The 25235-nt window shown below is 69.4% G+C and carries 23 protein-coding genes; 10 read left to right on the forward strand and 13 right to left on the reverse strand.

From position 1 onward, the window contains the following. Positions 1–30 precede the first annotated feature (30 nt). The gene (locus ASD13_RS00895) at positions 31–654 is read right to left on the reverse strand and encodes an HAD-IA family hydrolase (RefSeq protein ID WP_235562437.1); all 624 of its coding nucleotides are present in this window, start codon (positions 652–654) and stop codon (positions 31–33) included. Between the two features lie 74 nt (positions 655–728). Here ASD13_RS00895 and ASD13_RS00900 point away from each other — a divergent pair, with 74 nt between their 5' ends. Together ASD13_RS00900 and ASD13_RS00905 are read left to right on the forward strand one after the other, a co-directional pair. Continuing rightward, positions 729–935 carry a transcriptional regulator gene (locus ASD13_RS00900; protein ID WP_082531360.1) on the forward strand — a complete coding sequence of 69 codons (207 nt, stop codon included), beginning with the start codon at positions 729–731 and terminating at the stop codon, positions 933–935. A 77-nt stretch (positions 936–1012) separates the two neighbouring features. Further along, entirely contained in the window at positions 1013–2899 is a 1887-nt protein-coding gene (locus tag ASD13_RS00905; protein ID WP_055864736.1) for an ABC transporter ATP-binding protein, read from the forward strand. A 143-nt stretch (positions 2900–3042) separates the two neighbouring features. On the opposite strand, the gene ASD13_RS00910 is transcribed toward ASD13_RS00905, so the two are convergent. Next, positions 3043–4905: a phosphoenolpyruvate carboxykinase (GTP) gene (locus ASD13_RS00910; protein WP_055864739.1), complete on the reverse strand. Its 1863-nt coding sequence runs from the start codon at positions 4903–4905 to the stop codon at positions 3043–3045. Between the two features lie 112 nt (positions 4906–5017). On the opposite strand from ASD13_RS00910, the gene ASD13_RS00915 reads away from it, so the two are divergent. Continuing rightward, positions 5018–6460 carry a helix-turn-helix transcriptional regulator gene (locus ASD13_RS00915; RefSeq protein ID WP_017828778.1) on the forward strand — a complete coding sequence of 481 codons (1443 nt, stop codon included), beginning with the start codon at positions 5018–5020 and terminating at the stop codon, positions 6458–6460. Positions 6461–6575: 115 nt separating this feature from the next. Here ASD13_RS00915 and ASD13_RS00920 read toward each other — a convergent pair whose 3' ends face one another. Both ASD13_RS00920 and ASD13_RS00925 read right to left on the reverse strand, forming a co-directional pair. Next, positions 6576–7622: a winged helix DNA-binding domain-containing protein gene (locus ASD13_RS00920; RefSeq protein ID WP_055864741.1), complete on the reverse strand. Its 1047-nt coding sequence runs from the start codon at positions 7620–7622 to the stop codon at positions 6576–6578. Positions 7623–7666: 44 nt separating this feature from the next. Then, positions 7667–9115: a glyceraldehyde-3-phosphate dehydrogenase gene (locus ASD13_RS00925; RefSeq protein WP_055864744.1), complete on the reverse strand. Its 1449-nt coding sequence runs from the start codon at positions 9113–9115 to the stop codon at positions 7667–7669. A 194-nt stretch (positions 9116–9309) separates the two neighbouring features. Here ASD13_RS00925 and ASD13_RS00930 point away from each other — a divergent pair, with 194 nt between their 5' ends. From ASD13_RS00930 to ASD13_RS00940, 3 genes are all read left to right on the forward strand, one after another. Further along, a complete protein-coding gene (locus ASD13_RS00930) occupies positions 9310–9678 on the forward strand; it encodes a DMT family transporter (protein ID WP_055864747.1) in 369 nt (122 codons plus the stop codon). Then, on the forward strand, positions 9675–9998 hold the full coding sequence (locus ASD13_RS00935) for a DMT family transporter (RefSeq protein WP_017828782.1): 324 nt from the start codon (positions 9675–9677) through the stop codon (positions 9996–9998). Before ASD13_RS00930 ends, ASD13_RS00935 begins: the two co-directional genes overlap by 4 nt. Positions 9999–10070: 72 nt before the next feature. Further along, positions 10071–11417, forward strand: coding sequence for an amidohydrolase (locus ASD13_RS00940; RefSeq protein ID WP_055864750.1), 1347 nt, complete (start codon positions 10071–10073; stop codon positions 11415–11417). Positions 11418–11555: 138 nt separating this feature from the next. Here the strand turns inward: ASD13_RS00940 and ASD13_RS00945 are convergent, their stop codons facing one another. The 8 genes from ASD13_RS00945 to ASD13_RS00980 all read right to left on the reverse strand — a co-directional run bounded on the left by ASD13_RS00945 (position 11556) and on the right by ASD13_RS00980 (position 20799). Further along, on the reverse strand, positions 11556–12545 hold the full coding sequence (locus tag ASD13_RS00945; RefSeq protein ID WP_055864753.1) for a methyltransferase family protein: 990 nt from the start codon (positions 12543–12545) through the stop codon (positions 11556–11558). Positions 12546–12616: 71 nt separating this feature from the next. Beyond that, entirely contained in the window at positions 12617–13315 is a 699-nt protein-coding gene (locus tag ASD13_RS00950; RefSeq protein WP_055864756.1) for an alpha/beta fold hydrolase, read from the reverse strand. 34 nt (positions 13316–13349) lie between these two features. After that, positions 13350–13937 (reverse strand): TetR/AcrR family transcriptional regulator, encoded by a 588-nt coding sequence (locus ASD13_RS00955; RefSeq protein ID WP_017828786.1) that lies wholly within the window; start codon positions 13935–13937, stop codon positions 13350–13352. A gap of 47 nt (positions 13938–13984) precedes the next feature. Beyond that, positions 13985–14818 (reverse strand): ATP-binding cassette domain-containing protein, encoded by an 834-nt coding sequence (locus ASD13_RS00960; protein ID WP_055864759.1) that lies wholly within the window; start codon positions 14816–14818, stop codon positions 13985–13987. Continuing rightward, positions 14815–16599 (reverse strand): dipeptide/oligopeptide/nickel ABC transporter permease/ATP-binding protein, encoded by a 1785-nt coding sequence (locus ASD13_RS00965; RefSeq protein WP_055864762.1) that lies wholly within the window; start codon positions 16597–16599, stop codon positions 14815–14817. Before ASD13_RS00965 ends, ASD13_RS00960 begins: the two co-directional genes overlap by 4 nt. Next, positions 16596–17537: an ABC transporter permease gene (locus tag ASD13_RS00970; protein ID WP_055864765.1), complete on the reverse strand. Its 942-nt coding sequence runs from the start codon at positions 17535–17537 to the stop codon at positions 16596–16598. Before ASD13_RS00970 ends, ASD13_RS00965 begins: the two co-directional genes overlap by 4 nt. Before the next feature lie 76 nt (positions 17538–17613). Beyond that, entirely contained in the window at positions 17614–19143 is a 1530-nt protein-coding gene (locus ASD13_RS00975) for an ABC transporter substrate-binding protein (protein WP_235562438.1), read from the reverse strand. A gap of 315 nt (positions 19144–19458) precedes the next feature. Next, positions 19459–20799, reverse strand: a complete 1341-nt coding sequence (locus tag ASD13_RS00980) for an HNH endonuclease signature motif containing protein (protein ID WP_055864771.1) — start codon at positions 20797–20799, stop codon at positions 19459–19461. A 142-nt stretch (positions 20800–20941) separates the two neighbouring features. Here ASD13_RS00980 and ASD13_RS00985 point away from each other — a divergent pair, with 142 nt between their 5' ends. Then, positions 20942–21322, forward strand: coding sequence for a DUF4259 domain-containing protein (locus ASD13_RS00985; RefSeq protein ID WP_055864774.1), 381 nt, complete (start codon positions 20942–20944; stop codon positions 21320–21322). 6 nt (positions 21323–21328) lie between these two features. Here ASD13_RS00985 and ASD13_RS00990 read toward each other — a convergent pair whose 3' ends face one another. Further along, positions 21329–22291, reverse strand: coding sequence for an aldo/keto reductase (locus tag ASD13_RS00990; RefSeq protein ID WP_055864777.1), 963 nt, complete (start codon positions 22289–22291; stop codon positions 21329–21331). A 99-nt stretch (positions 22292–22390) separates the two neighbouring features. Between ASD13_RS00990 and ASD13_RS00995 the strand changes: the two genes are divergently transcribed. From ASD13_RS00995 to ASD13_RS01005, 3 genes are read left to right on the forward strand one after another with little or no spacing between them, the layout of a single operon-like run. Continuing rightward, positions 22391–23125, forward strand: a complete 735-nt coding sequence (locus ASD13_RS00995; protein ID WP_055864780.1) for an SDR family NAD(P)-dependent oxidoreductase — start codon at positions 22391–22393, stop codon at positions 23123–23125. Positions 23126–23146: 21 nt separating this feature from the next. Next, the gene (locus ASD13_RS01000) at positions 23147–24259 is read left to right on the forward strand and encodes a zinc-binding dehydrogenase (protein ID WP_055864783.1); all 1113 of its coding nucleotides are present in this window, start codon (positions 23147–23149) and stop codon (positions 24257–24259) included. Between the two features lie 8 nt (positions 24260–24267). Next, the gene (locus tag ASD13_RS01005) at positions 24268–25227 is read left to right on the forward strand and encodes an aldo/keto reductase (protein ID WP_055864785.1); all 960 of its coding nucleotides are present in this window, start codon (positions 24268–24270) and stop codon (positions 25225–25227) included. Positions 25228–25235: the final 8 nt, after the last annotated feature.

The raw sequence follows: 25235 nt of genomic DNA on the forward strand, positions 1-25235 counted from the left end.
CGCGAGGGCAGGGATCGCTCGCGATCGCGTTCAGTCGGCGAGGAACTTCTCGATAGCCGCGATCGTGGTGGCGTTGTCGAGGTGCCGCACGGCGCGGATGCCGACCGCTTCGGCCCCGTCGACCGACGACGGGCGATCGTCGATGAAGAGCACCTGCGCGGGTTGCGCGTCCATCAGACGCAGCGCCTGCAGGTAGGCGTCACGGTGCGGCTTGTTCACGCCCTGTTCGTGGCTGTAGCAGATCGGATCGAACACCTCGGAGAACGCGAAGCGCCGTTCCTCCTCCTCCCTCGCGCCATCGGCGGAGTTGGAGAGGATCGCGGTCCCCGCGCGCGACGAGAGCGTTCGTGCGTAGTCGATCAGCTCGACGTTCCCGGTGCCGCAGTACGCATCCCAGAAGTCCGCGCGCATGGCCGCGCACTGCTCATCGTCGAGTTCGAGGGCGGCACCAACCGCAGCCCAGAACGCGGGTTCCGTGCCGACGGTGACATCGATCGCGGGAAGTTCGGCGCCCGCGATCCGCGTATCGAACGCCGCCGTGTCGAGGCCGCTCACCGCGCGCCAACGCTCCCACCACTCCTGCTGCCACGCGTCGTCGTCGACGGCCTCCAGAACTCCACCGATATCGAACAGGATCCACTTCTTCGTCGACATCACCCCAGACTGCCACGTCAACATGTATTGACATCCCCGAGTCCGTCAACGAGTATTGACGGAGGAGGTGCATCATGACAATGCCGACCGCGATCGCACAAGAGGACGGGGGCGAGCCCCTGGCCGCGCTGCACCGCCTCGCCGAAGTGCGCAAGGAGGTCGCCCGCGCCGAAGAGGCGAACGTGCGCCGCGCACGCAACCTCGGCTATTCGTGGCAGGCGATCGCCAGCGCTCTCGGCGTGAGCAAGCAGGCGGCGCACCGTCGCTTCGGCCACTCCTGAGCCGCGTTCAGCCCCTCCATAGGATTCGACCGCGAACGAAGTACGGTCGAAGTACCATCTCCAGATAGAGGTCCCGCATGTCCGGTTCGGCGACAGCACGCCGCCGCGGACGTGGCGCGCAGCCCGAAGGCCCCCGCGCCACCTTCCGCCAGCTCCTCCCCTTCCTCTTCGAGCACAAGCGCACCCTGATCGTGGTCGCGGTGCTCAGCGTCATCGGCGCGGCGACGTCGCTCGTGCAGCCGTTGCTCGTGGGTCAGGTCATCGAGGCGGTGCAGTCCGACACCGGCATCGGGATCCTCGTGTGGCTGCTCGTGGGCTTCGTGGTCGTGTCGTCTGTCATCTCCGGCTTCCAGCACTACCTCCTCCAGCGCACGGGCACCGCGGTCGTGTACTCGAGCCGCCGCAAGCTGATCGCCCGCATCCTGCATCTGCCCACGTCGGAGTTCGATGCCCGCCGTACCGGCGACCTCGTCTCGCGCGTGGGCACCGACACGACCCTGCTCTACGCCGTGCTCACCCAGGGCCTCGCAGACGCGGTCGGCAGCGCCGTGCTCTTCCTCGGCGCGCTCATCGCGATGCTCGTGATCGATCCCATCCTGTTGCTGCTCATCGTCGTGGTGATCGGCATCTCGGTCGCGGTGGTCGTGTTGCTCAGCGGGCGCATCCGCACCGCATCGACCGCGCAGCAGGAGAAGGTGGGCGAGCTGGCCTCCGGTGTCGAACGCGCCGTGGGCTCGATCCGCACCATCCGCGCGTCGGGTGCGACCGAGCGCGAGACCACCGCGGTGTCCGAGCTCGCGTCCGACGCCTACGGCATCGGCGTGCGCATCGCCAAGATCTCCTCGATGGTCGTGCCCGTCTCCGGCATCGCCCTGCAGCTGTCGCTGCTCGTCGTCCTCGGCGTGGGCGGATTCCGCGTGGCCGCAGGAGCCATCACGATCGCCTCGCTGATCTCGTTCATCATGTTCCTGTTCCTGCTCGTGATGCCGCTGGCCACGACGTTCGGAGCGATCACGTCGGTGAACCAGGCCCTCGGGGCGCTCGGACGCATCCAGGAGGTGCTCGACCTGCCCACCGAGTCGCAGGACGATGAGAAGATCGCCGCGTCGCTGCCCCGTGAGACGGCAGCACCGGATGCGCCGGCGATCGAATTCCGCGACGTGCGCTTCCACTACCCGGCGAACGTCGTGGCCGCGCGTCAGGCCGCCGCCAAGGAGGCACGGAATCTGCTCGCCGACGCGCACCTGGAGTCGGCAGAGGATGCCGCACCGGCCGCCCAGGACCACGAAGTGCTGCGCGGGGTCTCCTTCGCCGTGCCGCACGGCTCCCGCGTCGCCCTGGTCGGCCCCAGCGGGGCGGGCAAGAGCACGATCCTGTCGCTGCTCGAGCGCTTCTACGACCCCACGGGCGGATCGATCCGCCTGCACGGTCACGATGCGCGCACCTACCCGCGCGACGAGCTCCGCGCCCACTTCGGCTACGTCGAACAGGATGCGCCGACGCTGGCCGGCACACTCGCCGAGAACCTGCGGCTCGCCTCCCCCGAAGCGACGGACGCCGACTGCGAACGAGTGCTGCGCGCCGTGAACCTGGGCGACGTGCTGGAGCGCAACCCGCTCGGGATCGAGGCTCCGGTGGGCGAGGACGGCGTGATGCTCTCCGGTGGTGAGCGTCAGCGCCTCGCGATCGCCCGCGCCCTGCTCACCGACGCCCCGATCCTGCTGCTCGACGAGTCCACGTCATCGCTCGACGGTGTGAACGAGCAGCGCATGCGCGAGGCCATCGACGCGGTATCCACCGACCGCACGCTCATCGTGATCGCGCACCGCCTCTCGACCGTCGTCGACAGCGACCTGATCGTGGTGCTGCAGGACGGCGTCGTGGTCGGCCAGGGTACGCACACCGAGCTCGTGGAATCGACGCCGCTGTACCGCGACCTCGCACGTCACCAGCTGCTCGCCTGACGCCACCCGTTCCCGGGCAACACGAAGGCGGGACGTCGGAGACCACTCAGCCATGGGTTCGTCTCTGATGTCCCGCCTTCGCGGGTCTGCAGGGCACGGAGCCCTGAGGGTGCCGGCTCCCCCGAACCGGCACCGGTCTGGGGTTACGCCTTGTCGAGGCGGTAGCGCAGCGAGGCCAGCTCGGCGCGCAGGGCCGCGGGAACCTTGTCACCGAAGGTGTCGTAGAACGCCTCGGTCAGGTCAGCCTCGGTCTTCCACGCCTCGGCATCGACGGAGAACAGCTCGTCGAGGTCGGCGGCGGGGATGTCGAGTCCGTCGAGGTTGAGGTCCTCCACGCGCGGCAGGCGTCCGATCGGGCTGTCGACCGCGGAGACATCGCCCGCGATGCGGCGGATGATCCAGTCGACGACACGCGAGTTGTCGCCGAAGCCCGGCCACAGGAACCGGCCGTCGGCACCGCGGCGGAACCAGTTCACCTGGAAGATGCGCGGCGCCCGGTCGAAGCGAAGACCGCGACCGACCTTGAGCCAGTGACCGAAGTAGTCCGCCATGTTGTAGCCGCAGAAGGGCAGCATCGCGAACGGGTCGCGGCGCAGCTCCCCCACGGTTCCCTCAGCGGCAGCGGTGCGCTCGGACGAGATGTTCGAGCCGAGGAAGACGCCGTGCGTCCAGTCGGTGGCCTCGACCACGAGCGGGACGTTGCTGGCGCGGCGCCCGCCGAACAGGATGACGTCGAGCGGCACGGCCTCTTCCCAGTCCTCGGAGATCTGCGGGCACTGCGCCGCCGACACCGTGAAGCGGGAGTTGGGGTGCGCGGCCGGTCGGCCGGACTCAGGGGTCCAGTCGTTGCCCTCCCAGTCGATCAGGTGCGCGGGCGCCTCGTCGGTCAGACCCTCCCACCACACGTCGCCGTCGGGGCGGAGCGCGACGTTGGTGAAGATCGTGTTGCCCCACAGCGTCTCGACCGCGGTGACGTTGGTCGACTCGCCGGTGCCGGGTGCGACGCCGAAGAAGCCGGCCTCGGGGTTGATGGCCCACATGCGGCCGTCTTCGCCCGGACGGATCCAGGCGATGTCGTCACCGAGGGTCTCGACGCGCCAGCCGGGGATGGTCGGGCGGAGCATCGCGAGGTTCGTCTTCCCGCAGGCCGACGGGAAGGCTGCGGCCACGTGGTACGCCTTGCCCTGGGGGTCGATCACGCGGATGAGCAGCATGTGCTCGGCGAGCCAGCCCTCGTCGCGGGCGATCACCGAGGCGATGCGCAGCGCGAAGCACTTCTTGGCCAGGATCGCGTTGCCGCCGTAGCCCGAGCCGTAGGAGTAGACCTCGAGCGTCTCGGGGAAGTGCACGATGTACTTGTCGTCGTTGCAGGGCCACTCGGCATCCTGCTCGCCCGGTGCGAGCGGAGCACCGACCGAGTGCACGGTCTTGACCCACGGCGCCCCCTCGGCGATCTGACGCGTGACGGCATCGCCGACGCGGGTCATGATGCCGATGGAGGCGACCGCGTAGGCGCTGTCGGTGATCTGGACGCCGATGTGCGAGAGCGGGCCGCCGACGCGTCCCATCGAGAACGGCACGACGTACATCGTGCGGCCGCGCATCGATCCCTCGAAGATCTCGTCCATCTTGGCGTGCATCTCGGCGGGGGCCGCCCAGTTGTTCGTGGGGCCCGCGTCCTCTTCGCGCTCGGAGGAGATGAAGGTGCGTCCCTCGGTGCGGGCGACGTCGCTGGGGTGCGAACGGGCAAGGTAGGAACCGGGGCGCCATTCGGGGTTGAGCTTGATCAGCTTGCCCTCGTCGACGAGTCCGCGCAGGAGCCAGTCGTTCTCGGCGGGCGAGCCGTCGACCCAGTGCACCGCGTCGGGCTGGGTGAGTGCGCGGATCTCCTCGACCCAGGCGGCCAGCTCGGCCATCGCGGGGGTGTCATACGTCGGAGCCGCGCCGAACGTACGCGTCTGTGCGACGGGAGACGTGCGGGGGGTGAAGACTTCGGCGATAGCCATGACGTGTGCTCCTTTGAAGTGTGGGGCGTTGCACCTATCTTCTTCCGGTTCGAGCGCGACTTTCGGCCATTTCGAGCGATAAGAACTTCAATTCTTTCGCTAGACTCAAGGAATGGCGTCCTCCGGCATCCACCTCACGACTCTCGGCCACCGCATCCGTCACCACCGGTTGGAGAACGGGTTCACGCTCGACGAGCTCGGTGCTCTCGTCGGCGTCGCCGGTTCGCAGCTGAGCCTGATCGAGAACGGCAAGCGCGAGCCCAAGCTCTCGCTGCTGCAGGCGATCGCCCAGGCGACCAAGACGGAGGTGACCGATCTCATCTCCGGGGAGCCGCCGAACCGTCGTGCCGCTCTCGAGATCGCCCTGGAACGCGCGCAGGAGAGCCCGGTCTTCCGCCAGCTCGGCGTCGCGCCCGTGCGCGTGACCAAGGGCATGAGCGACGAGACCATCGAATCGGTCCTCGGCCTGCACCGGGAGCTGGAGCGTCGCGAACGCGAGGCCATCGCCACACCGGAGGAGGCGCGGCGCGCGAACACCGAGCTGCGGCTGCGGATGCGCGCGCAGAACAACTACCTCCCCGAGATCGAGAAGCTCGCCGAGAAGCACCTCAAGGCCGCGGGACACGTGCAGGGCGCTCTCACGCACCGCACCGTGAGCATCATGGCCGAGAAGCTCGGATTCGAGCTGATCTACGTCAACGACCTCCCCCATTCGACCCGATCGGTCACCGACCTCGAGAACGGACGCATCTACCTGCCGCCGGCCTCGATCCCCGGCGGTCACGGTCTGCGGTCGATGGCACTGCAGGCTATGGCGCACCGCCTGCTCGGGCACGCCCCGCCCACCGACTACGCCGACTTCCTGCAGCAGCGCCTCGAGATCAACTACTTCGCCGCGTGCTGCCTGATGCCGGAGACCGCATCGGTCGCGTTCCTGCAGCAGGCGAAGAAGGATCGCAACCTCGCGGTCGAGGACTTCCGAGACGGCTTCGGCGTGACGCACGAGGCGGCAGGCATGCGCATGACCAACCTGCTGACGCAGCACCTCGGCATGGCGCTGCATTTCCTGCGCGTCGACTCCACCGGCGCCATCACCCGCGTGTACGAGAACGACGACCTGCCGCTGCCGATGGATGTGACGGGCGCGGTCGAGGGACAGCGGGTGTGCCGGAAGTTCCAGGCGCGCGCGGCGTTCACGCAGCAGAACCGCACGGTCGAGCACCACCAGTACACCGACACCCCCTCCGGCACGTTCTGGTGCTCCACCCAGACCGGCTCGTCGAGCGATGGCGAGTTCTCGGTGACCGTCGGCGTGCCCTTCGACGACGCACGATGGTGGCGTGGACGCGAGACCGGCGACAGGGCCGTGTCGACCTGCCCCGACGAGTCGTGCTGCCGACGCCCCTCGGCCGAGCTGAGCGACCGTTGGAGCGGAAGGGCCTGGCCGAGCGCACGCGTGCACACCCACATGTTCTCCCCGCTCCCCCGCGGCGCGTTCCCCGGTGTCGACGACAACGAGGTCTACAACTTCCTCGCACGCCACGCGAGCGAGTAGTCGCGGCGGCCGGTCGAGGCAGGAGCCGGCGCCGGTCGAGGCAGGAGCGCGCGCCGAGGCGGGAGCGGGCGCCGAGGCGGGAGCGGGCGCCGAGGCGCGAGGATGCCGCGCCGGCTCAGTCGTCGGCGAACGCGGCGAACCGGGCGAGGGCGGCGGCCACAGCGGCGGGATCCTCCGGCCGCTCGAACAGCGCGGGCGGAGCGTCGCGTGTCGCGCCCGCGTGCGACCAGGTGCCGATCACGCGCCCCTGCTCGACCAGGGTCGGACGCACCATCCCGTTCTTGCCGGGGCCGACGGCTGCGAGATGCTCCTGCGCGCAGACGGTCGTGCGGTCGGCGTAGGAGATGTAGTACTCGTCGAACGCGCCGAGGGCGTGGACGGGCGGCGCCCCGGTCGTGCGTCGAGGGCGCCGGCGGGGCGCGAAGAGTCCGTCGCAGAGGTCCTCCACCCTCTCGGCCGCCCGCGCGGCCGCCTCGCGCGCCTGGCCGAGGGTGAGCCCCGACCACCAGGCGAAGTCGGCGATCGCGGCGGGGCCGTGTCCGTCGATGTAGCGGACGAACAACTCGGCGAGCGGATCGTCGGGGACGGCGTGCTCGCGGATGTGTTCCTCCACGAGCACGAAGCGCTGCTCGCGGGTGACACCTTCCCGCGGGACGACGGGTCCCTGGCAGATCAGGCCGTCGATCGTGAGGGTGAACAGCAGATGGATGCCGCGCTGGCCCGCGGGATCGATGCCGATGTTCTCGAGGATCTCGAACACCTCGGCACGGGTGTACCCGCCGTCGCGCAGCGCCGGGGTCAGTGCCCTGACGGCCGCGACGACCATGTCGTCGTCGATGCCGAGGTCACGGTGTCGGGAGGCCGCCTGCTGGCGCTGCCGCCCGGCGGTGACCTGGAGCATCCAGCCGAGGTCGCGCGCCGGAACCGTGTGCAGTGTGCCGCGCATGGTCCAGCCGCGCACGATGTCACCGCGGTCGAAGGCACGGTCGACGTCGCGCAGCCGCACCGGGTTCCCGGTGCGGACGGCGAGCGCCCATCGTCCGGCCGTGAAGTCCTGACTCTGGACGGCGAGCATGTGATGCGCGGCATCCGTCACGGTGCGCGCCGGCGCCGTGAGCCGGTGCGATCGGAGGCGCTCGGCGAGCAGGGTCGTGGTCTTCATGACCTCATCATGCCGGGCGCCACCGACCCGGCGCACGGATCGCGTCAGCCCTGCAGGGTGACCTCTGGACGTTCGGGGAGCACGATCGGGTGCGAGCCCGCCATGACCTCGAGCACGCGGATGACCTGGCAGGAGTACCCGAACTCGTTGTCGTACCAGACGTAGAGGATGAGGGTGTCCTCGTCGGCGATCGTGGCGAGGCCGTCGACGATGCCCGCCCGGTGGGAGCCGACGAAGTCGGTGGAGACCACGTCGGGGCTCTCGACGTAGTCGATCTGCTGACGCAGCTTCGAGTGCAGCGACACGCGGCGCAGGTAGTCGTTGACCTGGTCCTTCGTGGCGGGGCGCGCGATCGTCAGGTGCAGCACGGCGAGCGAGACGTCGGGGGTGGGAACGCGGATCGAGCTGCCGGTGAGCTTGCCCTCCAGCTGCGGGAGCGCCTTGGCGACCGCCTTCGCGGCCCCCGTCTCGGTGATGACCATGTTGAGCACCGCCGAGCGTCCGCGACGGTCGCCCTTGTGGAAGTTGTCGATCAGGTTCTGGTCGTTCGTGAACGAGTGCACGGTCTCGACGTGCCCCTTGACGACGCCGTACGCCTCGTCGATCGCCGCCAGCACGGGCGTGATGGCGTTGGTCGTGCAGGATGCGGCCGAGAGGATGTGGTCGGTGTCGGCGATCGTATCGTCGTTGATCCCGTGGACGATGTTCTTGAGAGGGCTCTTCCCCGGCGCGGTGAGCAGCACACGGGCGACGCCCTTGGAACGCAGGTGCTGCGAGAGGCCGGCTTCGTCGCGCCAGCGCCCGGTGTTGTCGACGACGATCGCGTCGTGGATGCCGTGGGCGGTGTAGTCGATTGTCGCGGGGTCGTCGGAGTAGATCACCTGGATGCGGGTGCCGTTCGCGATGATCTGCTCGGCTTCCTCGTCGACGGTGACCGACCCGGCGAACCGACCGTGCACGGAGTCGCGCAGCAGCAGGGATGCGCGCTTGACGAGGTCGTTCTCGGCGCCGCGGCGGACGACGATGGCGCGCAGACGCAGTCCGCTGCCTCCGCCGGTGTGGGCGATGAGGATGCGGGCGAGGAGGCGACCGATGCGTCCGAAGCCGTAGAGGACGACGTCGGTGGGTTCGGCGGCGACGGCTCCCATGGCGGGCGCGAGCACCTCGGCGAGGTAGGTCTCCAGCGGCTGCCCGCTCTCGGTGTGTCCGGCGACGAGCCGGGCGACGTCGAGGGAGGAGGCGCCGGGAGCAAGGGCATGGATCGCTTCCAGCACGGCGAGGCTGTCTTCGATCGGGAGCCGCTCGTGCCCGAGCTGCGCGACGCGCTCGTGCACTTCGACGAGGCCGGTCGCCGACAGGCCGAGCAGCCGGTGCCCGTGGAGAGAGGTGACCACGTCGTGTTCGCGTCGGAGCGCCCCGATGAGCGGGATCATCCGCTCCGCCAGCTCTTCGCTCTCAGTCCAGTCGTCGCGGTGTGCCGCGGAATCGTTCATCTGCGTCCTTGCATGTGTGAGCGCGCGCCGAGATCGCCGGCGCGCGGGTTGCCGGGTGAATCGGGGGATGCATCCAGCGTACAAGTCGCGGGAACGCGTGCCGAATCGGGACGTCGACGGTGCCCGGTCGCCGGCGGGAATCCCGCGCGCCGCGCGTGCGTTCTCTTCGTCGGATGCTCGACGAAAGGCCGCCGATGACAGATCACCCTCGCCGCTCGGCGTGGCCACCCCTGCTGCTCGCGATCGCGCTCGAGGTCACCGCGACCCTCTCGCTGCGCGCGGCCGAGGGCTTCACCCACCCGCTCTGGCTGATCGTCGTGGTCATCGGCTACTCCGGCTCGCTGTGGCTGCTGTCCGTCGTGCTCGATCGCGGCATGGCCGTGGGTGTGGCGTACGGTATCTGGTCGGCGATCGGAGTCGTGCTCACCGCCGTGTTCGGCACCGTGCTGTTCGGCGAGCTGCTGGGCCCGGTGCAGATCATCGGCGTCGGCGTGATCGTGATCGGCGTGCTGCTCGTCGAGCTCGGCTCGCACACGCGTGAGGCGAAGGAGGTCACCCCATGACCTGGCTGCTCCTCGCCCTCGCGATCGCCAGCGAGGTCACCGCGACGCTGAGCCTGCGCGCCTCCGAAGGCCTGCGCCGGCGCCGCTGGATCCCCGTGATCGTCGTGGGCTATCTCGCCGCGTTCACGCTGCTGGGCACGATCCTCGCGCTGGGGATGCCCGTGGGCGTCGCCTACGGCATCTGGGCAGCGGCCGGTGTCGCGCTGACCGCGGTGCTGGGGCGGGTGATCTTCAAGGACCACTTCTCGGCCATGATGGCCGTCGGCGTCGCGCTGATCGCCGTCGGGGTGGGGATGATCGAGTTCGGCGGCGGGCACTGATAAGCAGCCCTCGTCGGCGTCTGCTCGAGCCGCTCCTCTTCGTCGTCAGTTTGCGTCTACACTGGTGGAATAATGACACAGTCACTCCACGGCGACGAGGCCGATCTGATCATCCGCGGCGGCCGCATCCACACCCTCGACCCCTCGGATGCGATCGTCGGAGCTCTCGCCGTCCGTGACGGGGCGATCATCGCCCGAGGCGACGATGCGGAATCCCTCGATGCCCGCGCCGTGATCGAGCTGGATGGACGCACGGTGATCCCCGGCATCAACGACGCCCACCTGCACGCCGCATGGTTGGGCGCACGGTGGCCCCACCTCTTCTTCTCCGACACTCCCCCCGAGGAGCAGCCATCTGGGCGGCTCGTGTCGAGCGCGGGAGAGCGCCGCACAGCGCTGCGGCGGGCGTGGGCGCTGCTGGCCGAACTGGGCATCACCAGCTACACGGAACCCGGGATCGGCCCCGGCGAGGATGACGGCGAGACGGGATGCTTCGGCTCCGACATGCTCGACACCTATCTCGAGCTGCACCGCGAACGCGCGCAGACCTCCCGCGTGACCCTGCTGCGGCTGTTCGGCACGATCGACGGGGAGAGCACCCTCGCCGACTTCGAGAGAGGCATCCGCACCCCTCCCCCCGCCTCGGATGCCCGGTGGCTCACGGTCCCCGGAGTGAAGATCTTCGCCGACGGCATCCCACCCCTGGCGACCGCCTGGGTCGATGAGCCCTATGCCGACGGCACGACGGGCGGCCTGCTCACCCGTGGCGAACCCGACGCCCGCACCGCCTTCCGACGCATGCTCGAACTCGCCTCGGCTCGCGGAATGCAGATCGCCGTGCATGCGACGGGAGACCGCTCGATCGCCGAGTTCCTGTCCGTGCTGGAGCGGCGGCACGGCGATCACCCCACGCCGGCGGGGCCGCACTACGTCGTGCACGGCGACCTCGCCACGACCGCGCAGATCGCCCGGATGGGGCGGATCGGTGCGGGGTTCGCCGTGCAGCCGCTGATCGCGGCGCACACGCACTCCTGGGCAGCGGTGCAGCTCGGAGAGGCCCGGCTCGCCACCGCCTGGCCGCTCGCCGAGATGCTGACCTCCGACGCCCTGACCACGATCACCAGCGACTCCCCCATCGCCAGCCCGGATTGGCGACTCGGGCTCGATGCCTCCCTCGCCCTCCTCACCGCTGCAGGGATCGCCGACGACGCGCAGAGCAGGAATCGGCTGCTGCGGTCCATGACCGTCGAGGCCGCCCGACAGGACGGCGCCTCCGCGTGGAAGGGGTCACTGGAGGTCGGCAAGGTCGCCGATCTCACGGTGCTCGATGAGGACCCGCTGACCCCCGGCCGCGACTTCGCGACGATCAGGGTCGCCCGCACGATCGTCGACGGGCGCACGGTCTTCACCCGCGGCTGACCGGCCCACCCGCGACCAACCGCCCCGCGGCCGACCGGCCTGCCCACACCTCGCCGAGGGGTCGCACACGAAAACGGCGGGCGGCATGCTCTCACATGCCGCCCGCGCACCGGATCGCGTCCGATGCCGGGGCGAGTCTCACACCGCGGTCGCCACGAGCACCCGCGGGCTGCCGGGCAGGGCCACCTTGTCGCGCACCGACCACCCGGCGTCGGCGAGCCATCCGCGCACCTCCGCCTCGGGGTACACGACGGTGCCGTCGATCACCAGGTACTCCCCCGCGTGCAGCGCGTCGAGGCCGCGCTGCTCCGCATCCTCGTCCAGGAAGAAGTCGAGCACGGTCAGGGTCGCCCCCTCGACGGCAGCCGCGCGCAGGTTGCGGAAGATCTGCGCGTTCTCCTGCGCGGAGAAGCGGTGGATGACGTGGTTGGCGAACACCACGTCGTACTCGCCTTCCGGTGCGGTGGTCGCGGTGTCACCGACCTCGACCGCGGCACGATCGTGCATCCCGGCGGCCGCCACCGCCTCGGCGATGCCGTCTTCGAAGCCGGGGGCGTAGAGGAAGGTCGTCCGCAACGCGGGGTTCTTCGCCATGACCGACAGTGCGAACTCGGCGGAGAGCCCACCGAAGTCGAGTGCCCTGGTCGCGCCTTCGAGGTCGACGAGACGACCGAACTCCTGCGCGTGCAGGCGGTTGTACGTCATGACGCCCGCCATGAAGGTCGCCCAGCGGGCGTCGTCCATCTGCAGATCGCCCGGCTCGGTGGTGTCGACCGTGTGCGCGAACTGCAGCCAGTGCGGGTAGCTGATCTCGTCGAGGAAGGTGAGGAACGGCGCGAGGTCGATCGCTGCCTCCTCGCCGACGAGGTACGCGGCGGCGTCGTCGGCGAGCTCATAGCGCCCCGCGGCGCGGATCAGCAGACCCTTCGCGGCCATGGCGTCGGCCAGCAGCGCCGCGATGCGCTCGCTGACCCCGCACCGCTCGGCGATCTCGCCCGCCGTGTCGGCCCCGTCGGCCACCGCGGCGAACAGCCCGATCCGGCTGGCCTGGAAGAGCTGCTTGGAGGCCATGTAGCCGGTGGCGATGTCGAGGATCCGCGCCGCATCGGCGGTGGGAATGTCAGTCATGAACGAGCCTTTCAATTGGTCTACAAATGTTGGAAATAAAGGTCATGGAAGAGCCGGCCGCGAGAGGGGGCTCACGCCGCGAGGAACACCTGCACGGCCCTGCGGAACTCCGCCGTGTGCAAGGCCGAGAGATGATCGCCCGGCACGCGCCGCGCTCGCGCATCGGGGAGCATCGCGGCGAGATCATCGATCCCCGCCGCCATCTCGTCGTCCGCCCCGCCGAGCAGCAGGACGGGCACGGCGGGCGCGCTGTGGCCGGGGACGAAGGGCTCCGCCGCCAGGCCCTCGATCAGCGAGAGCAGGTCGGCAGGACGATTTCCGGGCATCGACACCATCTGGACGATCATGCCCGTGAGCGGGTCCCGGGGCGGGCGGTCGCCCGCGAGAGCCGCTCGAGCCGCCGGAAGATCGACGAACGCGAAGGGCTCCCCCGCGCTGAGTCCGCCGAGCACCAGCCGTCGGACCGCGACACCGGGGTGGTGCGCCAGGTCCCACGCGAGCCGTGCCCCGAGCGAGTAGCCGACCAGGTCGACCTCTTCCGCACCGATGGACGACGCGATGGTGTCGAGCACGACCGATGTCGTCGCGGAGCCGAGCGCGACACTGTCGCCGTGCGCCGGCAGATCGATCACCATACGCGGGCGCTCTCCGAGCACACCCTCCCACTCCCGATCCGGCCAGTCCACGGAACCCCGCGAGGCGAGGCCGTGCAGGAACGCGACAGGACGCCCCTGGCCGGGGCGGTGGGTGACGGACAGGGACACGGTCATGAGACGCCTTTCTCTCGAATGCGGCGCCTCGCGATCAGCGCAGTCGCGCCAGGAACTGCTGGATGTAGTCCTGATAGTCGGCGATGCGCTCGCCCTCGGGATACATGAGGTTGATCACGGTCGCCCCCACGGCGACCGAGATGAACTCGTTCGCGAGTGCCGCGTAGTCCTGATCGCGGATGGCGCCCGCATCGCGCGCCGCCTCCATCCGCTCGACGAGCATCGCGTGCCATCGCCCGAGGTGCGTGCGGTACAGCTCCGTGAGCTGATCGTTCGACATCGCGTACTCCCACAGCGCGAGGAGCACCCGCCCGCTCGCGATCTCGCCGACGCTGCTGGGCAGCGTGCCCTCGAGCACCTGCTGCAGCATCCGCTCGGGCGTCGCGCCCTCGGAGATCGACTGCTGGAGCCAGGTGTCGTGCTCGAGCAGCACCGTCTCGAACGTGGCGGCGACGATGCTCTCCTTCCCGGGGAAGTAGTGCTTCAGCGCTCCGTTCGCGAATCCGGCCTCGGCCGCGATGCTGCGCATCGTCGCCGCCTCGAACCCGCCCTTCAGGATGATGCTCTTGGCCACGTCGACGATGTCCCGTCGACGCTGGTCGTGGTCGATGATCTTCGGCATGACGTCCTTCCGGCCGATTCTGCTGCGTGGAGTGTTCCGGCCTGGAGCTACCGTACCGCCGCATCGCGCACCTCCCGCAGAGCGAGCCACTGGGCACGGCGCTCGCGTTGCGCAGCCGGATCGGCGACGGGCGATGCCAGACGGAGCCGCTCGGAGTACGGATGCTGCGGAGCGCGGGTGACCTGCTCCCCGGCACCGACCTCGACGAGTTCGCCGCGATACATCACGGCCACCCGATGGCAGACTCTGCGCACGACGCCGAGGTCGTGCGAGACGAACAGGTAGGCCACGCCGGTGTCGCGCTGCAGCTCGATGAACAGATCGAGGATCGTCGCCTGGGTCGTGAGGTCGAGCGCGCTCACGGGCTCGTCGCACACGACCAGGCGCGGGCCGCGCACCAGCGCACGGGCGATGGCCACTCGCTGCCTCTGCCCACCGGAGAACTCGCTCGGATAGCGATCCATGGCGGCCGACGGGAGGCGCACGCGATCGAGCATCTCCCGCACCTTCGTCTCGGCGGCCCTGGCGCCGATCCCCGTCGTGAGAAGGGGCTCGGCGAGGATGTCTCCGATCGTCATCGCCGGATTCAGCGAGCCGTAGGGGTCCTGGAACACGACCTGCACGTCGTCGGCGAGCGCTCGGCGCGCGCGATGGCTCAGACGGCTGATCTCCTGCCCGTCGAAGCGGATGCTGCCGGCGGTGACCGGAGCCAGCCCGAGGATGGCCTTGCCGAGCGTGGACTTGCCCGATCCCGACTCCCCGACCAGGCCGAGGCACTCCCCCGGCGCGATGTCGAGAGAGACGCCGTGCAGGGCGCGGAACGCCCGCCGTCCGCGGCCGTACTCCACGACGAGGTCGCTCACTTCGAGGAGGGCGCTCATGCGGGGACCCCCGTCGTGGTGCGGTCGAGTTCGTCTCGGCCGACGGCGTCGTCGAGCGAGGCGGCGATGAGCTCCCTCGTGTACGGCTCGGCCGGGGAGGCGAACAGGGCGTCGACGGGACCGGACTCCACGATGTCGCCGCCGCGCATCACGATCACGCGGTCGCAGATGTCGGCCACGACGCCGAAGTTGTGCGTGACGATGAGGAGGGCCATGCCGTACTCCGCCTGCAGCTCGCGCAGCAGCTCGAGCACCTCGGCCTGCACCGTGACATCGAGCGCCGTGGTGGGTTCGTCGGCGACGAGGAGTGAGGGCTTGCCGGCGATGGCACCGGCGATCAGCACGCGCTGCGCCATCCCCCCGGACATCTGGTGCGGGTAGCTGCGCATCACCCGGTCCGGGTCGGTGAGGCCGACGCGCACGAGCATCGCGCGTGCGCGCTCCTTCGCGGCCGACCTGCTCAGCCCCTGTGTGCGGCGCAGCGGTTCGATGAGCTGATGACCGATCGTGTACGACGGATCGAGGTTGCTCATCGGCTCCTGCGGCACGTAGCCGATCGTCCGCCCGAGCAGGGCCCGGCGCTGCTTCGGGGTCGACGATGTGACATCGACCCCGCCCACCCAGATGGCGTCGGCGGTGGCGCGCCCCGTCGCGGGGAGGAGATCGAGCACGGAGAACACGGTCTGCGACTTGCCGGATCCCGATTCGCCGACGATGCCGACCACCTCGCCCGGCGCGACGTCGAGGGTCACGCCGTGCACGACCTCCGTCTCCCCGGTCGGCGTGGCGTGCACGACGCGGAGGTTCTCGACCCGCAGCGCGGACCCCTCCGCCGAGTGGTGAGCGCTGCCGGTCGGAGCACTGGCGGGCATCGCTGCGACCTCATCGCGCTTTCGCCGGGCGACCCGGGGCGTCCGCACCTGCACGAGCTCTGCGAGGGTCGACCCCATGATCGCGAGCACGGCGATCGTGAGTCCGAGCGCGGCCGACGGCCACAGCAGCATGAGCGGGTACGTGAGCATGAGTCGGAAGCCCTCGAGCATCATGGCGCCCCAGCTCGGGACGTTCGAGTCGCCGATGCCGAGGAACTGGAGCCCTGCCTGCATGCCCATCGCGATCCCGGCGGTCAGGGCCGTCTGGATGATGACGGGCGGGTACACGGCCGTGATCACATGGCGGAAGATGATCCGCCCGTCTGACAGACCGGAGACGCGCGCCGCCTCGATGTAGGGCTCGCCGCGCACGGCGAGCGTCTGTGAGCGGGCGATGCGGAAGTAGCCCGGCACCATGAAGACACCCACCGTGGCCATCAGCAGTTCGAAGTTGTTGCGCGAGCCGGCGGCGACGACGAGCAGGATGATCATGCCGGGGATCGACTGGAGCGCATCGCTGATCCAGGTGGCGGCCCTGTCGAACGCTCCCCCGAAGTAGCCGGCGGCGACGCCGGCCGGCACGCCGATCACGAGTGCGGTCACGATCGTGATGAGCGCGCCCCAGAGCGTGGTGCGGGTGCCGTAGATGAGGCGGCTGAGGATGTCCCGACCGGTGGAGTCGCCACCCAGCAGATGCTCCGGCCCCGGCGCGGCCTTGGCGGCGGACAGATCGACGAAGTTCGGATCCATCGGCGCGAGCAGCGGCGCGAAGATGCCGACGAGCACGATGAGGACGAAGATCGCGAGCGGGATGTAGCCGCCGGGGTGGCGGAGGAAGCGCCGGAACAGGCTCGATCGGCGCTTCTGTGCTGCCCGATCGAAGGCGACGCGGATGTCTGTCGTGGTCATGCGACGCGCACCTTCGGGTTGATCCAGCCCAGCACGAGGTCGAGCAGGAGGTTGATGAGGACGACGAAGACGACGGAGATGACCGTGATGCCGAGGAGCATCGGGATGTCGCCGTTCTGCGAGGACTGATTGGTGAGCTGGCCGAGACCGGGGAGGCTGAAGATCTGCTCGACCACGATCGCGCCGGAGAGGAGTCCGACGAACATCAGCGCGATCACCGTGAGCGCCGCGGGTGAGGCGTTGCGGAGGATGTGCAGGTTCACGCGGGCGGTCGAGAGGCCCCGGCTGCGCAGCGTGCGCACCCAGTCCTGCCTGCTCTGCGCGATGACGGCGTTGCGGAGCTGCTCCGCGACGGCGACGATGCCGCCCAGCGCCAGCGAGATCGCCGGGAGGGTGATGGAGCGCAGCCACCCATCGACGGACTGCGTCGGGGGCACGTAGCCCACTGCGGGGAACCACTTCAGCTGCACCGCGAGCCACATCACCAGCACGAGGCTGACCCAGAAGCCGGGGAGCGCGAACAGCACGACGGAGATGCCCTTGATGACGCGGTCGAACCAGGTGCCGGGGCGCAGACCCGTGATCATGCCGAAGGCGATGCCGACCACCGCGGTGATGAGCGTCGCGAAGGTCACGACCGAGAGGGTCACCGGGACCTTGATCGCGAGCTGCGCGCTGACCGGCTGGAAGTTGCGCCAGGAGACGCCGAAGTCGAGCAGCGCGGCATGCGACAGCCAGTCCCAGAACTGCACCAGGAGAGGACGGTCGAGGCCGATCTTCTCGGCCAGCGCCGCCTGTTGCGCAGGACTCGCCGTCGTACCGAGGAGCGATGCGGTCGGGTCGCTGATGGCGAGGTGCGCCAGGAAGAAGGTGCCGATCGAGACCGCGACGAGCAGGAGGATGCCGGACAGCACCCGCTTCGCCGTGAACACAAGCATGGAAACCTCTCGGGGGTGGAGGGGTCGGAGGGGGAGGATGCCGGGGCGGCCGGCGTCGCGGCCGCCCCGGCGGGCGTCAGCCCTGGGTGATGTAGCGCAGGGTGGGGAACATCATCCCGACGATGGGCTGCAGCTGGATGCCGGAGGCCGTGTAGTAGATGTTGTTCGCCTGGTACCAGACAGACCACCACGCCTGGTCGACGAGCGCCTTGTTGAGCTCCTCGACGGCGTCGGTCTGCGCCTCGCCGCGTTCCGTCTGCACCCTCTCGACGAGCGGGGCGATGACCTCGTTCTGGGCGTAGTCGGGTGCGGGGTTGAACCACTGCACGCTGGTCACCTGGCGCGCGACCGTCGCGACATCGTTGCCGTCCATCGCGAGGAACGAGATGAACATCGGGTAGTTCGGCGCGTTGAGCTGGTAGTCGGGCATCTGCATGTTGTCCCAGGTGACCTTCACGCCGAGCTCGGTAAGCGCCTGCTCGGCCGAGGGCTTCCACATCTCGAAGATCGGCGACATCGGCATGGAGATCTCGAAGCCGTCGGCGTAGCCCGCGTCGGCCAGCAGCTTCTTGGCCTTGTCCATGTTGTGGGCGTAGGTCTCGTTGAGGGCGGGATCGTTGATCGTGCCGCCGTCCGGGAAGACCTGGTTGGTGGCGACGCCGGCACCGCTGCCGACGGCGGCGAGGATCGCGGCACCGTCGAACGCGTAGTTCAGCGCCTGCCGGACCTCGAGCTTGCCGAGGGGCTCGCTCTTGGCTCCGGTGTGATCGGTGATGACGAGTCCCGCCCAGCCGGAGACGCGCTCCGCGGTGTTCCAGCCCTGCTGCTTCGCCTGCTCGAGGTTGGCGACGTCGCCGTACTGCACATTGATCTGGCCGCTGAGCATGGCGTTGTGCCGCGCTGTCGCATCGGTGATCGGGAAGATCGCGAGGTCGGCGAACGGGTAGGCCTCGGCGTCCCAGTGGTCGGTGGTCTTGGTGAAGTGGTACTCCGCGCCGGCGATGCTGGTGTCGCCGTCGAGGACGTAGGGTCCGGAGCCGATGGGCTCGCTGCCGAGGGTTCCCGCCTCGATCGCTGCCGGAGAGACCACGTAGCTGCGGCCCAGCCCCATGAAGTAGAGGATCGTGTCGTCGCGCTGGGTGAGGAGGATGCGAACCGTGTCGTCGTCGACCTTCTCGAAGGCGGAGACGTTCAGATAGGCCTCTCCGGAGCGCGCGCCCTGCTTGAGGTAGTCGAGGCTCGTGATCACGGCGTCGACGTCGACCGGGGTGCCGTCGCTGAACACGGCATCGGTACGGATGTCGAGGTCGATGCTGAGGTCGTCGTCGGCGACGGTCCATTCGGTCGCGAGGGACGGGACCGGCTTGCCGTCCGCGTCCAGAGCGATCAGGGCATCGTAGACGGCGGAGAGGTAGGGGCCGTCGAAGCCGATGTCGGCGAGCGAGGGATCCCACGACGTGACGTCGAGGAAGTTGCCGATGTTGAGGGCGTCAGGGCCGTCGGCAGCACTGCCGTCGGACGGGGAGGGTGTTGCGCCTGCGCTGCAGCTGGTGAGCGCGAGGGTCGCGGCCACGGCTGCGGCGAGCGCGAGGGGCATTCGTTTCATGGTTCCTTCTCTCGGGTGCAAGGGTGGTGAAGAAGGCTCGGAGTGCCGCTGACCGGAGACCGGATCCGGCGTCACCTCGATGTGTCGCGCTGGTTAGTCTACATGCGTGGAAAAAGAGCGCAAGAGCCTTTCGCTCCCCTGGGCGCCCCGCTCATGCCCCGGCGCGCACCGGGCTTGTCCGAGCGTGCAGGCATGGTGGAGCGCCGGTCGCCGGCGAGACGCGCAGGCAGCGTGCTCAGGCGGCGCTTTCGGGGCCACGCACTCACGCCACTCATCCATGGCCACGCGTTCAGGCCACACATCCACGCCACGCGTTCAAGCAGCGATGTCGAAGCGCGCCCTGCCACCCAGGCGCGGAGCCCGCGCAGGGTCGACCGTGGCCGGTGGGAGAAACCACACCCTGCCGCGGCTCCCACCGCCATCGATACGGATATCCCACCCGTTGTCATGGATCCGATGGTGGCAGGTCTCGCACAGCAGCACGCCGTTCGAGAGATCGGTCGGACCGTGGTCTCGACTCCACCATCGGATGTGATGCGCCTTCGTCATCTCGGGCGGCAGCGCGCACATGGCGCATCCACCATCCCGCTCGACCAACGCCAACCGTTGCGAGCGCGTGAACAGGCGCTTCTCCCGACCCCAATCGAGCACTTCGCTCGCCGCACCGAGCACGCAGGGGATCACTCCCCCGCCTGCGGCCATCCGTCGCGCCGCGCCGACGCTGACCGGCTGCTCGATTCCGTCGATCTCAGCGGAACCGGCGCCGGCTTCCAGGTCGTCGAGGCTCATCCGCACCACGACGGTCGCACCCGCCAACGGCACCCGGGCGTCGCACTCGAGAACGTGGCCCGCGAACACGGAGAGAGCGTCGGCCTGGATCATTGGAACGGTGCGACGATCGGCGTCCGGCGCGTCCGGCGCGGCCGCGTTCTTTCGCGCGGCGAACGCGGCGGTCACGTAGCCGCGGATGGCCGTCACGACAGGAGCGGCGGTCTCGGCGTCGAGGACGGCGTTCAGATGCACCATCCCGTCGCGCTCATGAATGGTCAAAGCTCGGCGGGAACGCTGCTCCTCCAGGCGCGGCTCCACTCCATCCGGGTCCAGCCACGCCTCCGCCCTCACGACCAGCTTGCGCACGTCGTCGAGAGCGAGCCCGACCGCCTTCTCCACCAGCAGAGACTCCGCCTCGGCGACCCGCACCGGGCCCGCCGAGACGCGACACCGATCCAGCAGGGCGATGATCGCGGCAGCCACCTGAGCACTCAGCGCGCCGGACCCGAGCGCCTCACGCACTCTCGGATACTTCGCCGGCAGAGGCGCCCCGAGGAGATCCTCGCGCGGCGCGACCGCTTCTCCGACCTTCACCAGCCGGGTCGCATCGCCACGCGAGACGCCGACGGTCGCCGCGATCAACGTCGCCGGATTCCGGTAGCCCTGCTGCTTCGCGAGACCCTCCGCACCCAACTCGGGACGAGACTCGCGCGAGATGCATGCCGCGACCTCGATGTGCACCGCATCCAGCCGCCGCTGCAGCAGCCCGATGGATGCGCTCACGGCGATCAGCTGCTCTCGCGACAGCTCACCGGATCCATCGGCGTCGGCCCATGCCGCATCGAGGCGGGACATCGCCTCGTGCAACTCGACCAGCTTCGACATGATTCGATTTTACCGAATCACCTCTCGACATTCGAACTTATCTTCGAACAAATGCCGGCATTCTGCCGCTGACCCTCCGCCCGACACCACGCTCACATGGTTCACTGGGTCCGACCGCAACAGCCGACAGGAAGAGGAAGACATGGGCACGTGGGGACCGGGAAACTTCGACGACGACACGGTCGCCGACGCACTGAGCGAGATCACCGACGAGCTCATCGCGAAGATCACCGAGGTGTTCGCCGATGAGGACGACGACACCGAGCTGCAGCCGGACGAATGGGGCGGAGCCATGGCTCCCGCGTGGCTGGAGATCCTCACCGACATCGGGTCCGCGGGGCGAGTGGGTGCCACGTTCCCGTCGAGCAGCACGCTCGAGGGCTGGCGAGACCGGTACATCCGGGTCTGGGACGACTACATCGACGAGCTCGAACCGGACGAGGACTACCGCACCGATCGACGCCAGGTCATCGTCTCGACGTTCGAGCGTGCCGTAGCCCTCGCTCACGAGCGCGAGGCGTAGCCGACCTCACCACACACCGTCGGCGCGCACGTCACGGTCGACCCAGCACCCGGCGAGCGCCGCACGCACCTCGGGACCATGCGCGAGCGCCAACGCGAGTGCCGCATGGTTCTGCTCCAGCTGCGCGAGCCGGGAGGCACCGAACAGCACGTTCGCGGTCGCGGGGTTCGAGAGGCAGAAGGCGATGCCCAGTGCCGCCGGTGTGACACCGAATCCGGCGGCCACCCGCGCGACCTCGGGGTAGATCGCGGCGATCTGCTCACGGATCCCTCCGACATCCGCGCCGATCTTCCGCTCGGGCAGCCGCCCGGTGGCGAGGATCCCGCCCTCGAAGACGTCGGACGCCTGCAGGGTGAGCACGCCCGCATCGAACAACGCCCCGTACGCCTCCCCCTCGGCCATCGATCGGCGCGCGATGCCGTATTTCAGCTGTGCGAACGCCGGTGCGACAGCCCCCTGCGTCTCCGCCTCGTCGAGAGCCTGCCTAGTGTGGGCGATCTGCCAGTTGTTGATGCCCCAGCTGTCGACGAGGCCTTCGGAGATCAGCGCGTTCACCTCGGCGACGAGGCGCGGCATGTCGGGCGCCTCCCCGTAGTCGCCGACCACCACCGTGTCGAAGCGTTCGAGGCCGGCCCGCCCGAGCGACTCGACGAGCTGTTGACGAAATCCCTGGTTCGGCCAGTCCCACAGCCACAGTTTGCCGCACAGGGTGATGTCGTCGCGATCGACGCCGCTCGCCCGCAGCGCCTCGCCGAACAGGATGTCGGTCCTCGAGTTCTCGGCATGCGGACCCATGTTGTAGTACGCGATGTCGAAGAATCCGGCGTCGAGCTTCGTGGCTCTCCGGATCAGCGCGACCGCCTCATCCTTCGACATCCGGTCCCAGGTGTTCCACGACCCCAATGCCAGCGGAGGTACCGGCCCCCCTCCGTGCTGCAGTGCCGTGCGGGGATATGTCGATTCGGGCATGAAGGCTCCTTCGTCTTCTCTGACACGGGGTTGTGTTTTTCTATGTTTGTAGAATATAACGGAGTCACCCCGTCGCAGCACCCGTCAGTGAGGACGAACATGACCGCATCCCCCCGCCGCATCCTCGTCACCGGTGGAGCCTCGGGCCTCGGCAGAGGCATCGCCGCCGCGTTCGCACGGGCCGGGGACGAGGTGTTCATCGGCGATGTGAACGCGGAAGCCGTGCAGGGCGTCGCGAATGAGCTCGGCGCCACGGCCGTGCACCTCGACATCTCCGACGAAGCCTCCGTGCAGTCGGCGGCCGATCGACTCTCCGCCGCGGGCGGACTCGACGTGCTGGTGAACAACGCCGGCGTCGTCGCGGGCGGCGGCACCCTGCAGGAGGTGCCCGTCGAGGCCGTCGATGCCGCCCTGCGCGTCAACGTCCGCGGCACCTTCCTCATGCTCCGCACGTTCGGCGCCCTGCTCGCGGCGACCGGCGGCGGCTCGATCGTCAACATCTCCTCGATCGGCGCCCGCCAGCCCACCCCGGGTCTGGGCCACTACGAAGCCACCAAGGCGGCGGTCGACGCCCTCACCCGCACGGCCGCCATCGAACTCGCCGGATCGGGGATCCGCGTCAACGCCGTCGCCCCCGGTCCCGTGCTCACTCCCCTGACCGCCGACTTCGCGTCGAGCCCCGATGCTCGTGCGGCCTGGGAGTCGCGCATCCCGCTCGGCTCGATCGCCGAGGTCGACCAGGTCACCCCGCTCGTGCTGTTCCTCGCGAGCGACGCCGCCAGCCACATCACCGGGGTCTGCGTCGCCGTCGACGGCGGACAGCTCCTGGTCTGACCTTTCCCCGGAGACGACACCATGACACGCACCGCAGAACTGCCCACCACGACCCGCGCCGCCGTCCTCACCGCCCATGGCGAGCCCCTGACCCTGCAGGAGCTGCCGCTGCCCGCCGAGATCGAACCCGGTGCCGCCCTGGTGCGCATCACCTGCACGACCCTGTGCGGCACCGATATCGAGATCTGGGAGGGGAAGATGACCTTCCCCGGCATGCTCCCCATGGTGCTCGGCCACGAGATGGTCGGCGAGATCGTCGCCACCGGCCCCGACACCCGTGACGCCCTCGGCCGCACCCTCTCCCCCGGCGACCGCATCGGCTGGTCGGAATCGACCTGTGGCGAATGCCACGGCTGCGTCGTGCTGCGCGAACCGGTGGCGTGCGCCCACCGCGGCTACGGCTTCCTCCAGCGCGCGGACGTGCATCCCTTCGCCACCGCGGGTCTCTCCGCCTACGCCTACGTCACTCCGGGCGCCGCGAAACTGCTGCTCCCCTCCGCTGTCAAGGACACGTGGGCGTCGATGGCGGGATGCGCCGCCAAGACCGTGCTCCGCGCGTTCGAGCGTGCCGGACGCATCCGCCCGGGATCGAGCGTCGTGATCCAGGGCTCCGGGGCCCTCGGCATCTTCGCCACCGCCGTCGCGAAGATCGCCGGCGCCGGCCAGGTGATCACCGTCGGAGCACCGTCCGCGCGCCTGGAGCTGGCCGGGCGCTTCGGCGCAGACGCCGTCGTCGACTTCCGCGACGGTCCCGTGGTCGACCAGGTCCTGGAGCTGACGAACGGACGCGGCGCCGACCACGTCTTCGACTTCGCCGGGGCCCCAGGGGTGGGACCGGACGCCGTCGGGATGGCCGCCCAGCGCGGCACGATCGCGATCGTCGGTTCGACCGGACCGGCAGGAGACGGATTCGCCCTCAGCACGATCATGGGCAAGGAGCTCACTGTCGTGGGATCCCTCAACGGCGACATCTCCGACTACGCCAGGGCCGTCGACTTCTTCGCGGCGTTCGCCGACCGCTTCCCGTGGGATGACCTCTTCAGCGCCCCCGTCGGCCTCGCGGAGGCCTCGGCGAAGATCGCCCGCATGCACCATCTCGATGAGGTCAAGGCCGTCATCGACCCGAGTCTGTGAGGACGACCATGACCACTCCCCTTCCGCGCCGTGAGATCGGGCGCAGCGGCCTGTACTCCTCGCTGTTCTCGCTCGGCTCCTGGCACACCTATGACCGGATGGACTTCGCCGACGCGGTGGCCATGCTCCGCGAGGCCGTGGATCGCGGCGTGAACCTCTTCGATGTCGGGGTCTACTCCGCACCGGGTGCCCCACCGGTGTTCACCGACGTGATCTTCTCGGCCATGGTGCGCGCGGCGGGCCTCGACCGTGAGGAGTGGCTGCTGTCGTCGAAGCTCTGGCTCGAGACGTTCGACGCGGAGGGCTTTCGCCCCCAGCTCGACAACGCGCTGATGCGCGTGGGCGTCGAGCACGCCGACCTCGTGATCCTGGGAGACCTGCGCCGTGACGACCTGGATCTGCGCGACCTCGTGCTCGATCTCGCACGCCTGACCGATGCCGGGATCATCCGTGCCTGGGGAGTGAACAACTGGTCGGCATCGAGCATCCAGGCACTGATCGACATCGCGACGGACGAAGACGTGCCCGGCCCGCAGATCGCGCAGCTGAAGTACAGCGTCTCGCGACGTGCCATCCCGGACGGAGCGCCCTTCGCCGGCCTGTGGGAGCAGGGATTGACGTTGCAGGCCTCGGACTGCCTCGAAGGCGGCATCCTGGCGGGCAAGGTGAACGGCGACCGCCAGATCGGTCGCGACCCCGGCGACATCCGCGGACGGATCCTCTCCGATGTCCCGGCGTTCGCGGCACTCGCGGATTCGCTCGACGCGTCTCCGGCGCAGCTCGGCATCGCCTTCACCCTCACGCACCCGGCGCTCACGACGACGCTGTTCGGGGCGTCGAGCGTCGCCCAGCTGCGCGCGAACCTCGCGGCCGTCGACCTGGTCGATCGTGTCGGCGTCGCAGAACTGCGTCGACTGGTCGCACCGTTCTGGGCGGACCGCGGCATCGTCGACCCCGAAGGCCCCTGAACCGCCCC

Origin of the sequence: Microbacterium sp. Root1433D1, from assembly GCF_001426835.1 — a bacterium.
GTDB lineage: Bacteria > Actinomycetota > Actinomycetes > Actinomycetales > Microbacteriaceae > Microbacterium > Microbacterium maritypicum.

Excerpts from the sequence above, each read along its gene's own strand:
- ASD13_RS00895 (WP_235562437.1), bottom strand. The coding sequence starts at position 654 with ATGTCGACGAAGAAGTGGATCCTGTTCGATATCGGTGGAGTTCTGGAG.
- ASD13_RS00900 (WP_082531360.1), top strand. The coding sequence starts at position 729 with ATGACAATGCCGACCGCGATCGCACAAGAGGACGGGGGCGAGCCCCTG.
- ASD13_RS00905 (WP_055864736.1), top strand. The coding sequence starts at position 1,013 with ATGTCCGGTTCGGCGACAGCACGCCGCCGCGGACGTGGCGCGCAGCCC.
- ASD13_RS00910 (WP_055864739.1), bottom strand. The coding sequence starts at position 4,905 with ATGGCTATCGCCGAAGTCTTCACCCCCCGCACGTCTCCCGTCGCACAG.
- ASD13_RS00915 (WP_017828778.1), top strand. The coding sequence starts at position 5,018 with ATGGCGTCCTCCGGCATCCACCTCACGACTCTCGGCCACCGCATCCGT.
- ASD13_RS00920 (WP_055864741.1), bottom strand. The coding sequence starts at position 7,622 with ATGAAGACCACGACCCTGCTCGCCGAGCGCCTCCGATCGCACCGGCTC.
- ASD13_RS00925 (WP_055864744.1), bottom strand. The coding sequence starts at position 9,115 with ATGAACGATTCCGCGGCACACCGCGACGACTGGACTGAGAGCGAAGAG.
- ASD13_RS00930 (WP_055864747.1), top strand. The coding sequence starts at position 9,310 with ATGACAGATCACCCTCGCCGCTCGGCGTGGCCACCCCTGCTGCTCGCG.
- ASD13_RS00935 (WP_017828782.1), top strand. The coding sequence starts at position 9,675 with ATGACCTGGCTGCTCCTCGCCCTCGCGATCGCCAGCGAGGTCACCGCG.
- ASD13_RS00940 (WP_055864750.1), top strand. The coding sequence starts at position 10,071 with ATGACACAGTCACTCCACGGCGACGAGGCCGATCTGATCATCCGCGGC.
- ASD13_RS00945 (WP_055864753.1), bottom strand. The coding sequence starts at position 12,545 with ATGACTGACATTCCCACCGCCGATGCGGCGCGGATCCTCGACATCGCC.
- ASD13_RS00950 (WP_055864756.1), bottom strand. The coding sequence starts at position 13,315 with ATGACCGTGTCCCTGTCCGTCACCCACCGCCCCGGCCAGGGGCGTCCT.
- ASD13_RS00955 (WP_017828786.1), bottom strand. The coding sequence starts at position 13,937 with ATGCCGAAGATCATCGACCACGACCAGCGTCGACGGGACATCGTCGAC.
- ASD13_RS00960 (WP_055864759.1), bottom strand. The coding sequence starts at position 14,818 with ATGAGCGCCCTCCTCGAAGTGAGCGACCTCGTCGTGGAGTACGGCCGC.
- ASD13_RS00965 (WP_055864762.1), bottom strand. The coding sequence starts at position 16,599 with ATGACCACGACAGACATCCGCGTCGCCTTCGATCGGGCAGCACAGAAG.
- ASD13_RS00970 (WP_055864765.1), bottom strand. The coding sequence starts at position 17,537 with ATGCTTGTGTTCACGGCGAAGCGGGTGCTGTCCGGCATCCTCCTGCTC.
- ASD13_RS00975 (WP_235562438.1), bottom strand. The coding sequence starts at position 19,143 with ATGAAACGAATGCCCCTCGCGCTCGCCGCAGCCGTGGCCGCGACCCTC.
- ASD13_RS00980 (WP_055864771.1), bottom strand. The coding sequence starts at position 20,799 with ATGTCGAAGCTGGTCGAGTTGCACGAGGCGATGTCCCGCCTCGATGCG.
- ASD13_RS00985 (WP_055864774.1), top strand. The coding sequence starts at position 20,942 with ATGGGCACGTGGGGACCGGGAAACTTCGACGACGACACGGTCGCCGAC.
- ASD13_RS00990 (WP_055864777.1), bottom strand. The coding sequence starts at position 22,291 with ATGCCCGAATCGACATATCCCCGCACGGCACTGCAGCACGGAGGGGGG.
- ASD13_RS00995 (WP_055864780.1), top strand. The coding sequence starts at position 22,391 with ATGACCGCATCCCCCCGCCGCATCCTCGTCACCGGTGGAGCCTCGGGC.
- ASD13_RS01000 (WP_055864783.1), top strand. The coding sequence starts at position 23,147 with ATGACACGCACCGCAGAACTGCCCACCACGACCCGCGCCGCCGTCCTC.
- ASD13_RS01005 (WP_055864785.1), top strand. The coding sequence starts at position 24,268 with ATGACCACTCCCCTTCCGCGCCGTGAGATCGGGCGCAGCGGCCTGTAC.